The 12928-nt window shown below is 73.3% G+C and carries 8 protein-coding genes; 6 read left to right on the forward strand and 2 right to left on the reverse strand.

The genetic code is table 11. The features are described 5' to 3' along the window. Positions 1–219 precede the first annotated feature (219 nt). The gene (locus MNY62_RS19785) at positions 220–1797 is read left to right on the forward strand and encodes an aromatic amino acid hydroxylase (protein WP_242346076.1); all 1578 of its coding nucleotides are present in this window, start codon (positions 220–222) and stop codon (positions 1795–1797) included. Positions 1798–1813: 16 nt separating this feature from the next. Here MNY62_RS19785 and MNY62_RS19790 read toward each other — a convergent pair whose 3' ends face one another. Then, complete coding sequence (locus MNY62_RS19790; RefSeq protein ID WP_242346077.1) at positions 1814–2266, reverse strand: bacteriohemerythrin; 453 nt, start codon at positions 2264–2266, stop codon at positions 1814–1816. Between the two features lie 233 nt (positions 2267–2499). Here MNY62_RS19790 and MNY62_RS19795 point away from each other — a divergent pair, with 233 nt between their 5' ends. Then, a complete protein-coding gene (locus tag MNY62_RS19795; RefSeq protein ID WP_242346078.1) occupies positions 2500–2937 on the forward strand; it encodes a secondary thiamine-phosphate synthase enzyme YjbQ in 438 nt (145 codons plus the stop codon). Between the two features lie 7 nt (positions 2938–2944). On the opposite strand, the gene MNY62_RS19800 is transcribed toward MNY62_RS19795, so the two are convergent. Continuing rightward, complete coding sequence (locus tag MNY62_RS19800; protein WP_242346079.1) at positions 2945–4045, reverse strand: rhomboid family intramembrane serine protease; 1101 nt, start codon at positions 4043–4045, stop codon at positions 2945–2947. 209 nt (positions 4046–4254) lie between these two features. On the opposite strand from MNY62_RS19800, the gene gltA reads away from it, so the two are divergent. The 4 genes from gltA to MNY62_RS19820 form a co-directional block, all read left to right on the forward strand. Further along, positions 4255–7275: an NADPH-dependent glutamate synthase gene (gltA, locus tag MNY62_RS19805; protein WP_242346080.1), complete on the forward strand. Its 3021-nt coding sequence runs from the start codon at positions 4255–4257 to the stop codon at positions 7273–7275. Between the two features lie 545 nt (positions 7276–7820). Beyond that, complete coding sequence (locus MNY62_RS19810) at positions 7821–8924, forward strand: hypothetical protein (RefSeq protein WP_242346081.1); 1104 nt, start codon at positions 7821–7823, stop codon at positions 8922–8924. 477 nt (positions 8925–9401) lie between these two features. Then, positions 9402–11765, forward strand: coding sequence for a cytochrome c biogenesis protein CcsA (gene ccsA, locus MNY62_RS19815; protein ID WP_242346082.1), 2364 nt, complete (start codon positions 9402–9404; stop codon positions 11763–11765). 289 nt (positions 11766–12054) lie between these two features. Continuing rightward, a partial coding sequence (locus MNY62_RS19820; protein ID WP_242346083.1) for a zinc-ribbon domain-containing protein occupies positions 12055–12928 on the forward strand: 874 nt, incomplete at its 3' end.

Consider the following 12928-nt stretch of genomic DNA (forward strand, 5'->3'; position numbering starts at 1 on the left):
GCCTGCAGGCGGAGCACAGCAGAAAGGCGGCGCGACCGGGGCGCTCGATCGGGGACCGCGACCCTTGGCGCAGCGCGTCGGGATGGGTCGCGCGGAGGTTGCGCGCGGGACCTGGCGCCCGGCGGTCCGCCCGTTAATCGAGAGGCGCCGCGGAAGGCCCGTGCGCGCCGCTTCCGGCGGGCGGGCTGCGGGCGCAACCTTTCCCCGGGAGCGAGGACCATGACCCCCAGCGAGCGCGCCATCGCGAGCCTCCCGCCGCACCTGCGCCGGTTCGTCGTCTCGCAGGAGTACGACGCCTACACGCCGCGCGACCACGCCGTCTGGCGCCACGTCCTGCGCAGGCTCACCGCCCACCTCCGCGAGCGCGCCCACCCGCGCTACCTCGCCGGCCTCGACGCCACCGGCATCGAGGTGGAGCGCATCCCCAGCCTCGACGAGATGAACGCGAAGCTCGAGCGGGTGGGCTGGTCGGCGGTGGCGGTGCGCGGGTTCATCCCGCCGGCGGTGTTCACGGAGCTCCAGAGCCGGCGCGTCCTCGCCATCGCCGCCGACGTCCGCACCCACGAGCACATCGAGTACACCCCCGCGCCGGACATCGTGCACGAGAGCGCCGGGCACGCGCCCTTCATCGCCGACCCGACCTACGCCGAGTACCTGCAGCGCTGCGGCGAGGTGGGCTTCCGCGCGATCGCCTCGGTCGAGGACCAGGCGGTGTTCGAGGCGATCCGGAACCTCTCCGTCGTGAAGGAGGATCCCGCCGCGGGGCCGGAGGAGGTCGCGCTCGCCGACCAGCGCCTCGCGGCGGCCGCGGCGAGCGTCCGCTACGTCTCGGAGTCCACGCGGGCGAGCCGGCTCTACTGGTGGACCGCCGAGTACGGGCTCGTGGGGGCGCTCGACGCGCCGCGGCTCTACGGCGCCGGGCTCCTCTCCTCCATCGGCGAGGCCGTCCACTGCCTCACGCCCGCGGTGAAGAAGCTCCCGCTCACCGCCGCCTGCGCCGACGTCGCCTACGACATCACGCGCATGCAGCCGCAGCTCTTCGTGGCGCGGGACTTCGACCAGCTCTTCGAGGTGCTCGACGCGTTCTCGGGGACGCTCTCGTGGCGCCGCGGCGGCGATCACGGGCTGGAGGAGGCGCGGCGCGCCCGCTCCGTGAACCACCTCCTCCTGTCGGGAGGGCGCGAGCTGTCGGGGCGGGTGGCGGGACGCGTCGAGGCCCTGGCCAGGGTCGGGCCCGGCCTCCGCAGCGCGCTCGCGCGGCTCGACGGCCCGGTGCTCGTCTCGCGCGGCGGGGTCGCGCAGGGGAAGCCCTGGCCCGGAGACGTCGTGGTCGCCTTCGGGCGGGCGGAGCTCCCCGAGCGCGGCGCCTTCGACGTGACGCTCCCCTCCGGGCTCTCGCTCCAGGGGTTCGCGGTCGGCGGCGGGCAGGTGGTGAACCTGCGCGGCGCGATCGCGGGGCGCCCGCTCGAGCTGCCCTCGTGGGCGCTCCTCTTCGTCTCGGAGGACCTCCGCTCGGTCGCAGGCGGGCCTGCGGATCCGGGCGCCTGGGACCGCTGGTTCGGCGAGCTGTCCTCGTTCACGGAGGGAGAGGGCGAGGCCCAGGCACGCGCGCGGAAGGCCGAGGCGCTCCCGGCGCCGCTCGCGGCGCTCTACGCCGAGGTGCGGCGGCTGCGGGAGGCCGGCACGCCTCCGCGCGAGCGGCTCGCGGCGATCCGCGAGGCCGCCGAGGAGTTCACGGACGACTGGCTCCTGCGCGCGGAGGTGGACGAGCTCCTCGGCGCGCCTGCGCCGGCGTGACCGGGCAGGCGGCGCTTCAGGAGACGTGGTGCGTGCCCGTCCGGCGCCACCGCACGACCCCCGGCTCGCTCGGGCGCCGGCGCGCGAGGTGCGCGGCGAGCGGCGCGTCGTTCACGCGGATGTGGAAGCGCAGCCACTCGGGGAGCCGCACGCCGAGCCAGACGGCGACGAGCGGGGTAGGGCCCTTCTCACGCAGCTCGTCGCGCATGCTCGCGAAGTCCGCCATGAACAGCTCGTGCGCCGCGCGGTGACGCGAGCGATCCGGGTAGAGCGTCTCGTCCATGAGCCGCTCCTCGGACGCGAGGTTCTCCACGATCGCGTCGGCGAGCGTGCTCACGGCGCGCTCCGCTGCGTCGCGGGTGCCCTCGAGCGATCGCGCCGCGATCTCCAGCCGGCGGAAGATCTCGAGGTGCTCCTCGTCGAGCTGCGCGTGATTCACCGTGAGCTCCGGCGTCCAGTCCGCGGACATGATCGCCTCCGGTAGGGCGACGATCTCGCGGCTCGGGCCGAGCGACAAGTACCGCGAGCGCCTCACCCGTGGGTGAGGGACCAGCGCCTCGCCGCTCCGCCGATGTCTCCGGGATTCCCCCGATGACCGCGAGGGGCAGTGCCCCACGCGGAGGGCGCCGCGTCGCACGCGATCGGGCGGTGCCGGCGGCGCCTCGCCGGGATCCTGCCTCGGGTCGCGTTAGGCTTCGCACCATGAAGAGCCACACGAAATACCTCTGGTTCGAGCTGCCGCGCCGGCGGGGCCTCGTGCGCATCACCGGCGAGGTCGAGCGGTTCCTCCAGGAGAGCGGTATCGCGGAGGGCATGGTCCTCGTCTCCGCCATGCACATCACCGCCGCGGTGTTCGTGAACGACGACGAGCCCGGGCTGCACGCCGACATCGAGGAGTGGGTGCAGCGGCTCGCTCCGGGGCCGGCCGCGGACGACTCGAGGCCAGGCCCCGACTACCGCCACCACCGGAGCGGCGAGGACAACGGCGACGCCCACCTCAAGAACCTGCTCGTCGGGCACCAGGTGATCCTCCCCGTGACGCAGGGAAAGCTCGATCTCGGCCCGTGGCAGCAGGTCTTCTACTACGAGTTCGACGGGCGCCGCCGGAAGCGGGTGGTGCTGAAGGCCATCGGGGAGTGAGCGCCGCTCACCGGCCGGCGGACCGCGCCGCGGCCGCATCCCGGCAGCTCTGCGCCTCGCCGAGCGCGCAGGACTCCTCGAGATAGGCGACCGCGCGGGCGGGATCGAGCGGGCGGCCGTCGCCGGAGCCGTGCCGGTAGGCGAGCATCCGCGCGACCCGGGCGCCGGAGCGGCGCACGTCGTCGCGGAGCGGGACGCCGGCGGAGGTCGCGAGCGCGCGCAGCGCCAGCAGGGCGCCCTCGAGGTCGCCGCCCTGCGCCTGCACGAGCGCGCGGAAGTAGTCGAGCGCGGGCGAGCGCTGGCCGCGCGCGTCCGCGACCGAGAGGAGCCGGCGCGACTCGGCGACGTCCTCGCGCCGGAGCGCAGCGTAGATCTGGCGCTCCAGCTCCTCGGCCTGGAACCGCGTCGTCCCGGCGCGCGGCCAGACCGCCGCGGTGAGGGCCACGGCGAGGGCGAGCCCGAAGGCCGCCCACGGCCAGGTGGTGCGCGGGGCGGGGCGCGTGAGGAGCCACGCGGCCGCGGCGCCGGTCAGGAGCCCGCCCCCGTGGGCGAAGTCGTCCACCGGGAGGCCCGCCGGGAAGAGCCGCGAGCCGACGAAGCCGATCGCGAGCGCGCCCACGACGAGCGCGACATGCGGCGCGGCGAGGAAGCGCCGCACGCTCCCCGCCCGGCGCAGCTCCAGCACGAGCAGCGCGCCGACCACCCCGAACACCCCGCCCGACGCGCCCGCCACGACCGCGTCGTGTCCGAGGAGCGAGGCGGCCGAGGCGGCGACGACGCTCCCGAGGTAGAGGCCGAGGAACCGCGCTCGCCCGAGCCCCCGCTCGACGATGGGACCGGCGAGGAGGAGCGCGCCCAGGTTCATCGTGAGGTGCTGCCAGCCGCCGTGCAGGAACCCGGCGGTCACGAGCCGCCACGCCTCGCCCGCCCACACGCGGCTCCGCTCCAGCGCGCCGAGGCGGACGAGCAGCGCGGGGTCGCTCGGGTCGCCGCGCGACAGGACGAGCGCGAAGGCCGCGGCATTGGCGACGGCGAGCGCCCAGGTGGCCGGCACGACGCCAGGACTGCGCCGGGGCAGGGGGCGGCGGCTGGCAAGCACGGCGTCCATCGCGGCGGAGGATACTGGCCAGGTCTCGCCGCGGGGGGGCGTCTCGGATCCCAGACCCGGGAAGCGCGGCCCAGGCGAATGTGGACCCGTTCCGTCAGGAAATATCCAAGGAATTCCGCGGACCTCCCCTTGACGCCCCGAGCCGGTCGCTGCTACGACCGCGCTGCCGCGCGCCTTTTCGTAACCCTCAGGGAGGCATCGAAATCCCGATGTACAAGATCGTCCGCCGCGAAGCCTTTTCCGACACGACCTTCCTCTGGGAGGTCGAGGCCCCCGACGTCGCTGCCTCCGCCCAGCCCGGCCACTTCGTGATGCTCCGCCTCCGCGAGGGCGGCGAGCGCATCCCGCTCACGGTCGCCGACTACGACCGCAAGGCCGGGACCATCACCATGGTCGTTCAGACGCTCGGCAAGACGACCCGGGAGATGATGACGGACTTCGAGCAGGGCGACAGCTTCGTCGACTTCGTCGGCCCGCTCGGCCTGCCGCAGCACATCCAGAAGTACGGGCACGTCGTGCTCGTGGGCGGCGGCCTCGGCGTCGCGCCGGTCTACCCGCAGCTCCGCTCCTTCAAGGAGGCGGGGAACCGCACCACCGGCGTCATCGGCTTCCGGAACAAGGACCTCGTGTTCTGGGAGGACAAGTTCAAGAAGTACTGCGACGACCTCGTCGTCTGCACCGACGACGGCTCCTACGGCAAGCCCGGCTTCGTCACCGCCGCGCTGAAGGAGATCCTCGAGAAGGACAAGCCGGATCTCGTCGTCGCCATCGGGCCGCTCCCGATGATGAACGCCTGCGTCGAGACCACGCGGCCGTTCGGCGTGAAGACGATGGTGTCGCTCAACGCCATCATGGTGGACGGCACCGGCATGTGCGGCTCCTGCCGCGTGACGGTGGGCGGCAAGGTCGCCTTCGCCTGCGTCGAGGGGCCGGACTTCGACGGCCACAAGGTCGACTTCAAGGAGCTCCTCTCCCGGCAGAAGCGCTTCAAGAGCCAGGAGCAGCGCGCGAGCGAGGACTACGCGCACGTCTGCAACCTCGAGAAGCAGCTCTTCGAGGAGAACAAGAAGAACTACCGCAAGATCAAGGACCTCCTCCCGAAGCAGACGCACATGCCCGAGCGCGACGCGCTCGAGCGGGCGCGCAACTTCAAGGAGGTGAACCTCGGCTACGGCCTCGAGGACGCCCTCCAGGAGGCCGAGCGCTGCATCCAGTGCGCGAAGCCGACCTGCGTCTCGGGGTGCCCGGTCCAGATCGACATCCCGGGCTTCATCAAGCACGTCGTGGTCCGCGACTTCGACGGCGCCCTCGAGGTCATCAAGCAGGCGAACGCCTTCCCGTCGGTCTGCGGCCGCGTCTGCCCGCAGGAGTCGCAGTGCGAGGCGCAGTGCGTGATCGGCAAGAAGGTCGAGTCGGTCGGCATCGGCCGGCTCGAGCGCTTCGTCGGTGACAACGCGACGCCGAAGCCCGTCGCGCCCCCGCGCTTCGCGAAGAAGCTCGGCAAGGTCGCCATCTGCGGCTCCGGCCCCGCCGGCCTCTCCGCCGCCGCGGACCTCGTGAAGTACGGCGCGGACGTGACCATCTACGAGGCGCTCCACGTCGTCGGCGGCGTGCTGCAGTACGGCATCCCGCCGTTCCGCCTCCCGCGCGACATCATCGCCCGCGAGGTGAAGCAGCTCGTCGATCAGGGCGTGAAGATCGAGACCAACAAGGTCATCGGCAAGACCTTCACCGTCCCGCAGCTCATCAGCGAGAAGGGCTACGACGCGGTGTTCCTCGGGGTCGGCGCGGGCGCGCCGGCGTTCATGAACATCCCGGGCGAGTCCGCGAGCCAGGTCTACTCGGCGAACGAGTTCCTCACCCGCGTGAACCTGATGGGTGGCAACGTCTTCCCGTTCAAGGACACGCCCATCACGCTCGGCAAGAGCGTCGCCGTCGTCGGCGCCGGCAACACCGCCATGGACTGCCTGCGCGTCGCGAAGCGCCTCGGCGCGCCGACCGTCCGCTGCGTCTACCGCCGCACCGAGGCGGAGGCGCCGGCCCGCATCGAGGAGCTCCGCCACGCGAAGGAGGAGGGCATCGAGTTCTTCTTCCTCCACGCGCCGGTCGAGATCTACGCCGACGCCGACGGCAACGTGAAGGGCATGAAGGTCGAGGAGATGGTCCTCGGCGAGCCGGACGAGAAGGGGCGCCGCAAGCCGGTGCCGACGGGGAAGTTCAAGGACCTCGACTGCGACACCGTCATCGTCGCGCTCGGGACCAAGGCGAACCCCATCGTCACGCAGTCCACCCCGGGCATCGCGCTCAACAAGTGGGGCAACATCGCCGCGGACGACGGCCAGCTCGACTCGACGCAGTCGACGAACCTCCCCGGCGTGTTCGCGGGCGGTGACATCGTCACCGGCGGCGCGACGGTGATCCTCGCCATGGGCGCCGGCCGCCGCGCCGCGAAGTCCATCGCGACGTACCTCTCCAGCGGCAAGAAGTGGCCTCTCACCAAGGAGGACGTCGCCGCGTTCAAGCCGATGGCGCCGCTCCCGGAGACCGCGCGCTTCGCCGGCGCCTCCGCCGCGGCAGGTGCGCTCGAGACCCCCGGCGCGACCTGCCCGAAGTGCCACCGGCCGGTCGAGGGCGACGAGGCGTACGTCTGCTGCGCCGGCTCGACGCTCCAGTGGCGCTGCGACGACTGCGGCAAGGTGAGCGAGGGCTTCGCCTTCCCGTACGGCATGTGCCCCGCGTGCGGCGGCAAGCTCGCCGCCCTGGAGCGCGGCAAGGTCGAGGACGCCGCGGCCCAGGACGCCATCCGCGTCGCCTTCGAGATCGAGCTCGGCGGCATGGCGTTCTACAGCCGGGCTGCCAAGGAGACGCCGGACGCCGGGCTGAAGGTGCTGTTCGGGAAGTTCGCCGCCATGGAGCAGGAGCACATGGCGACGCTCTCGCGCCGCTACCACGCGGACATGCCCGCGCCGTCGGCCGACTTCAAGGTGGAGCGCGCCGCGATCTACGCGGGCATCGCGAACCGCCCGGAGGATCCGGCGAACCTGTTCCGGATCGCGATCGCCTTCGAGGAGCGCGCGGTGAAGTTCTTCACCGAGCGCGCCGAGAAGACCGCGCCGGGCTCGGCGGAGCGCCAGCTCTACAAGGAGCTCGCGGCGGAGGAGCGGGAGCACGTCGACCTGCTCACCACCGAGTTCGAGCGCTGGAAGCAGGGCAAGCCGGGGCTCCTCTAGCCTCCTCATGACGGGCGGCGCTGCGCGGGAGCTCGCTCTCGCGCAGCGCGCCGTTCCTCTCTCCGACGCGGCGCGTCGGGATCGCCCTCGCGAGAGGCGCGGTCCCGCGCCGGCGCCTGAGCGCGGTCGGGACGCGGACGCGACCTGCCCGGGTGGCCGAAGGCGCCCGGGATTCCCAAGGTAGATGGGATCCCGCAGGTGGAGGACTCCCGCGGCGGCGTCGCCGCGCTGGAGAGTCCAGCCTCCAGGGCGAGCGGTCGACGTCGCCTCCGAGCGGCGCGGCCCGTGTGCAGGCCCCCTGTCCTCCTCCGCCACCGGAGCGTCCCCTCCCTTTGCTCCCGCCGCGCGGGAGGGCAGGGGGACCGCACCGCAGGCCAGCCCCGCACCGCCGCGCGCCCGGCGCGAGGAGCCGCCTGGCTCCCCGCGAGCAGGGGCGGCCCCTTCTTCGCGCTCTGCCGGCGTGAATCCTCCCTTCGAGAAGGGAGCGCCGCGCCATCGGCGGTTAGATCCGCCGCGCGGGTGCGCCGCCCGCGAGGAGGTGCCCCGTGCCCGAGCTCCGCGACGCCCTGCCCGCGCTCTACCGCGTGCTGCTCGGGCCACCGCTCGACGCGGAGGTGCCCGCGGAGACCAAGGCGACCTGCGCGCGCTGCGCCATGCTCGAGGAGCACTGCGAGCGGCCGGTGCGCCCGGTGGACGGCGTCCCTCGCTTCTTCCGGCCGGACACGAAGTGCTGCACGTTCCACCCCCGCCTGCCGAACTACCTCGTGGGCGCGATCCTGGCCGACGATCGCCCGGAGGCGGCCGAGGGGCGACGCCGTATCGAGGCGCGCGTCGCCTCGCGCGTCGGCGTCACGCCGGAGTGGCTCCACCCGCCGCGCACGTTCCACCTCCTGTACGACGCGTCGCACCGCGCGTTCGGGCGGTCCCGCGCGCTCCGCTGCCCGTACTACGCGGAGGAGAGCGGCGGCTGCTCGATCTGGGCGCACCGCGATGCGGTCTGCTCGACCTGGTTCTGCCAGCACGCGTCAGGCGCGGACGGCCGGCGCATGTGGATGGCGGTGAAGGAGCTCCTGTCGCTCGTGGAGGTGCAGCTCGCCCGGCGCGCGCTGCTCGAGGTGTTCCCCGCCGCGCTCGACGAGCCGCCGGGGCGGCGGGCCCCGTCGCCGGTCGGCCCCGAGGAGCTCGACGGCGCTCCGCCGCCCGAGGCGGAGCACCGGGCGGTGTGGGGTCCGTGGGCGGGGCGCGAGGCGGAGCTGTACCGGCGCTGCCACGCGGTGGTCAGCGGGATCGGGGCCCGCGAGCTCGAGGCGATCCTCGGGCTCGACGGCACGATCGCGCGCCGGCAGCTCGCGCGCGCCGTCGAGGCGGCTCGCTCGACCGCGCTCCCGCCGGTGCTGAAGCTCGACCCCGGCGCGACGGTGCAGTGGCTCCCGGACGGCTCGGTGGCCCTCGGCGGCTACAGCGAGCACGAGGCGGTGGCGCTGCCGGGCGAGGCCCACGCGCTCCTCGTGCGCTTCACCGGGGATGCGACGGTCGCTGCGGTCCGCGCGCGCCTCCGCGCGGAGCTGCACGCCGACCTGGACGACGCGGTGCTGCTCGAGCTCTACCGCCAGCGGGTGCTCGTCGAGCCGGGGTCCCCGGCTCGCTGATGCGGGTGCTCGCCTCGCCGGACAGCGGCCAGGGAGGTCCCGGCGGCGGAATCCGCGCACCCGGGGCGCGCACGCGCAGAACGTGCGCCGACGCCTCGGAATCCCGACGGCCAGGCCATCGAGGCCCTCGCCGGCCCGGGCCTCCGCCGCGCTCGGCGCTCGCCGCCAGGCCCCCGCTGCAAGGCGCGGCTGATCTCACGCAAGACCGCGAGATCCCGGGCGAGGCCAGGTGTTCCGGACGGTGGGTGCGCGGCGCGGGGCCGCAGCGACCGAGCGCTCCAGAGCCCTCTCCTGCGCGGATTAATCCCTGCGATCCCGGCGTTGTGCCGGTGGCCCGAAGATGGCAGGGAGGCCACGCGGCCCGCCGCGGCCACGACGGCCTGGGTTCCTCGGTGGGGCCCACACCCGGTCTGCGGGTCGCTCGCCACCGGCGGGAGATCCGGCGCTTCGCCGGATCGTTTCGGAGGGTTCGCGTCGATGAAGAGGCTCCTCAACCAGCTCGCATCCCTGAAGCTCGCCGTGATCCTGCTCGTGCTGCTGCTCATCGGGCTCGCGGCGGGGACGATCATCGAGTCGTCGAGGGGCGCGCCCGTGGCGGCGCGGACCGTCTACTACGCCTGGTGGTTCCTCGGGCTGCAGGGCCTGTTCGCGGTGAACGTCATCGCGTCCCTCCTGTCGCTCGCGCCCTGGGGCAAGCAGCGCATCGGCTACCTCATCACCCACACGTCGATCATCGTCATCTTCATCGGCGCGGGGCTCACCTACTTCTTCAAGACCGAGGGTCAGCTCGGGCTGTGGGAGGGGCAGAGCGCCGGCGAGATCGCCGCGCTCGACTCGAGCGGGCAGCCGTCGCTGTCGCACAAGCTCCCCTTCACCGTGAAGCTCGACGACTTCGAGGTCGAGAACTACCCGGGGACGATGCGGCCCTCGCAGTTCCGCAGCCGCGTCCACATCACGGACGGTGACACGAACGAGACGTTCGCGGCCGAGATCTGGATGAACCACCCGCTCCACTACCGCGGGTACAGCCTCTTCCAGTCGAGCTACCAGCAGGACCGGGACCCGCAGACGAACGAGATCCGCCGCGAGGCGACCGTCCTCTCCGTCTCCAGGGACCCCGGCCAGAACCTCGTCTTCGTGGGGTACACGTTCCTCGTGCTCGGCATGATCGTCGTGCTCGGCACCCGCATGGTGGAGACGAAGAAGCGCGGGCAGCTCGAGCGCATGCTCGCGGGCGACGACACGGGTAGCGCGCGCGCGTCGGGCCGCGTCGGGAAGACCGCCGCCGCGCTCGTGCTGGCGCTGTTCGCCTCGGCCGGCTCGGCGCAGGCGCCCGCTCCCGCCGCGATGGACGGGTGGGCCAAGGTCGACGCGATGCGCCGGCTGCCGGTGCAGCACGACGGCCGCAGCATGCCGTTCGACACGCTCGCCCGCGAGGCGGTCTGGAACGTCACGGGCTCGTACTCCTGGAACGGCGAGGACCCGGTCGTCACCGTCGCGCAGTGGCTGTTCGACCCGATGCGCGCGGCGAACACCCCCCTCGTCCAGCTCGGCAGCCCCGAGCTCGCCGTCGCCGTCGGGCTCCCGGGCGGCACGAAGTACGCCTCCTTCTCGCAGCTCGTCTCGAGCCAGCGCGTCCTCGGCATCATGCAGCAGGCTCGGCAGGCGGCGATGACCGACCAGCCGCGCACCGGCGTGCTCGCGCAGGCGGAGAAGCTCGAGGAGCGGCTCGTCTGGATGCAGGGCTTCCTCGAGAAGGACAAGCTCCGCGCCATCCCCGTGGCGGGCAAGCCGCGCGCGCGCTGGAGCGTGCCGCAGCCGATGAGCTCGGTCGACGACCTCGTCGCGCTCTCCACCGGGCCGCGCCTCGACGGCTGGCCGTCGCCCCAGGCGATCGACCGCGAGATCCTCTACAAGAAGGTCCGCTCGACGCGCGTCGCCTGGATCGTCCTCCTCGGCGCGCTGGTCGTCTCGCTCGCCGCCTGGAACCGCAAGTCGAAGCTCCTCGACGGCCTCGCGTTCGCCGGCCTCCTCGGCGGGTTCGCGGTGATGAGCTGGGGCATCGCGATGCGCTGGGGGGTCGCGGGGCGCATCCCGGCGTCCAACATGTACGAGTCGCTGCTGTTCCTCGCGTGGGGCGTCGGGCTGTTCGCGGTGGTGGCGCTCCCGGTGCTGCGGAACCGCCTCGTCGTGCTGAACGCCAACGCGATGGCGGCGCTCACGATGGCGCTCACGGACCTGTTGCCCATCGACCGGTTCATCCACCCGATGCCGCCGGTGCTCTCCGGGACGCCGTGGCTCGCCATCCACGTGCCGATCATCATGATCGGCTACTCGGTGCTCGCGCTCGGCGTCGTCATCGCGCACATGCAGATCGGCTTCACGATCTTCGCGCCGCGCCGGACGGACCTCACCGTCCGCATGTCCGACCTGAACTACTGGTACATGATGGTCGGCTCCATCCTGCTCATCGCCGGCATCCTCACCGGCTCGGTCTGGGCGGCGTCGTCGTGGGGCCGCTACTGGGGCTGGGATCCGAAGGAGGTCTGGTCGCTCGTCGCGTTCCTCGCGTACATGGCGATCATCCACGGACGGTTCGACAAGCTCATCGGTCAGTTCGGCGTGGCGGCGCTCTCCATCATCGCGTTCCAGACGATCCTCATGACCTACCTGGGCGTGAACTTCGTGCTCGGCTCGGGCCTGCACTCGTACGGCCAGGGCGACTCCCCGGTGGTGAACTGGATGATCATCGTCGCGCTCGCCGAGGCGGGGTTCGTGACCTGGGGCTTCCTCGCGCACCGCAAGCAGGAGCAGGCGCTCGGCGCGTCCACCGCGGCCTGAGCCGATCGGGTTGGTGAAGTGAAGGAAGGGCCGGTCCGGTGCTCCGGGCCGGCCCTTCGGCGTTTCACCGGGTTGCTCCGGAGGATGGAACCCCCGAGAAGTCGGCGACCGCTGGAGATGTCACCTTCGGTGCTACCGGACGGAGCGTGTCTACGCGACGACCCCATGAAGGGAGCGGCGAGCGTGGGACAGCGCACACACGGTGTCGCGGCAGGCGACCTGGCAGGCCATCGCTCGAAGCTCCGATGAGCGAGGCGCAGAACGGGCGCTCGCCATTCGGGGTGCTGTCATGCGCTTTTCCTGTGATCGCTGCGGCAAGCGTTACGCGACGGCGAGCGAGCCGGTGGCGGGGCGCGTCTACCGCCTCCCGTGCAGCTGCGGGCACACGGTCGTGCTCCGGTTCGACGCGCCCGTCGCCCGGCCGACGCCCGCGAGGCCGCCACCGTTGCCGCTCGCCGCGGAGCGGCTGACGCGAATCGCGCCCAGACCCCCGCCGCTGCGCGGTGCGTCGATGGCCGCGCGAGGGGCGCCCGCGCCCGCGCTCCCGCCCCCGCTTCCGCTTCCGGCCGACGTCGACCCGCAGGCCCGCCTGCGCGAGCTGCTCGCGTCGATCGCGCGCGTCGAAGCTCTCCTCGGGGATCCATTCGCGCCCCCGGCCGGGCAGCCGCCGGACCTCGGTCTCGCCGCGCCGGCCGTCGCGAACGCCGCCGTCGCCGAGACGGTCGCGGTGGGTTCCGCGCCGGCGCGCCTCGCGCAGCGCGACCCCGACGCGGCGCCGGAGGCGACGGACCCCTCGCTTCGTTCGGCGCCGGTGCCGTTTGGCGCGGCCGCGTGGCGTGCGCTCACCGACGGTTCCTTGCGCGGGGCGCTCGTCGCCGTGGGCTTGCGCGCCTGGCTCGCTGCCCGCACGTACCCGCGTGCGGCCATCGCCCCGAACGTCGCGGCCGCCATCGTGGCCGCGGTGGTCGCAGGGGGCGCCGTGGCGGCGCTCTCTGCCGGGCCTGCGCCGGCGAGGGTCGCGGCGCGGCGCCCGGAGCGCGTGGCGGTGGTTCCCGCCGCGAGCAGCGAGGCGCCGGCGCCGCTCGAGGTCCGCGCGCCCCGCGCGGTCCCGGTCGCCCGGAAGTCGAGCGGCGCAAGGGCGTCGCGCGGGTCGCCCGCCGAGG

It is taken from the genome of Anaeromyxobacter terrae, assembly GCF_022690685.1.
Taxonomy (GTDB): domain Bacteria; phylum Myxococcota; class Myxococcia; order Myxococcales; family Anaeromyxobacteraceae; genus Anaeromyxobacter; species Anaeromyxobacter terrae.

Coding starts and splice junctions, on each gene's coding strand:
- MNY62_RS19790 (WP_242346077.1), bottom strand. CDS start 2,266: ATGTCCGCGGACTGGACGCCGGAGCTCACGGTGAATCACGCGCAGCTC.
- gltA (WP_242346080.1), top strand. CDS start 4,255: ATGTACAAGATCGTCCGCCGCGAAGCCTTTTCCGACACGACCTTCCTC.
- MNY62_RS19795 (WP_242346078.1), top strand. CDS start 2,500: ATGAAGAGCCACACGAAATACCTCTGGTTCGAGCTGCCGCGCCGGCGG.
- ccsA (WP_242346082.1), top strand. CDS start 9,402: ATGAAGAGGCTCCTCAACCAGCTCGCATCCCTGAAGCTCGCCGTGATC.
- MNY62_RS19800 (WP_242346079.1), bottom strand. CDS start 4,045: ATGGACGCCGTGCTTGCCAGCCGCCGCCCCCTGCCCCGGCGCAGTCCT.
- MNY62_RS19785 (WP_242346076.1), top strand. CDS start 220: ATGACCCCCAGCGAGCGCGCCATCGCGAGCCTCCCGCCGCACCTGCGC.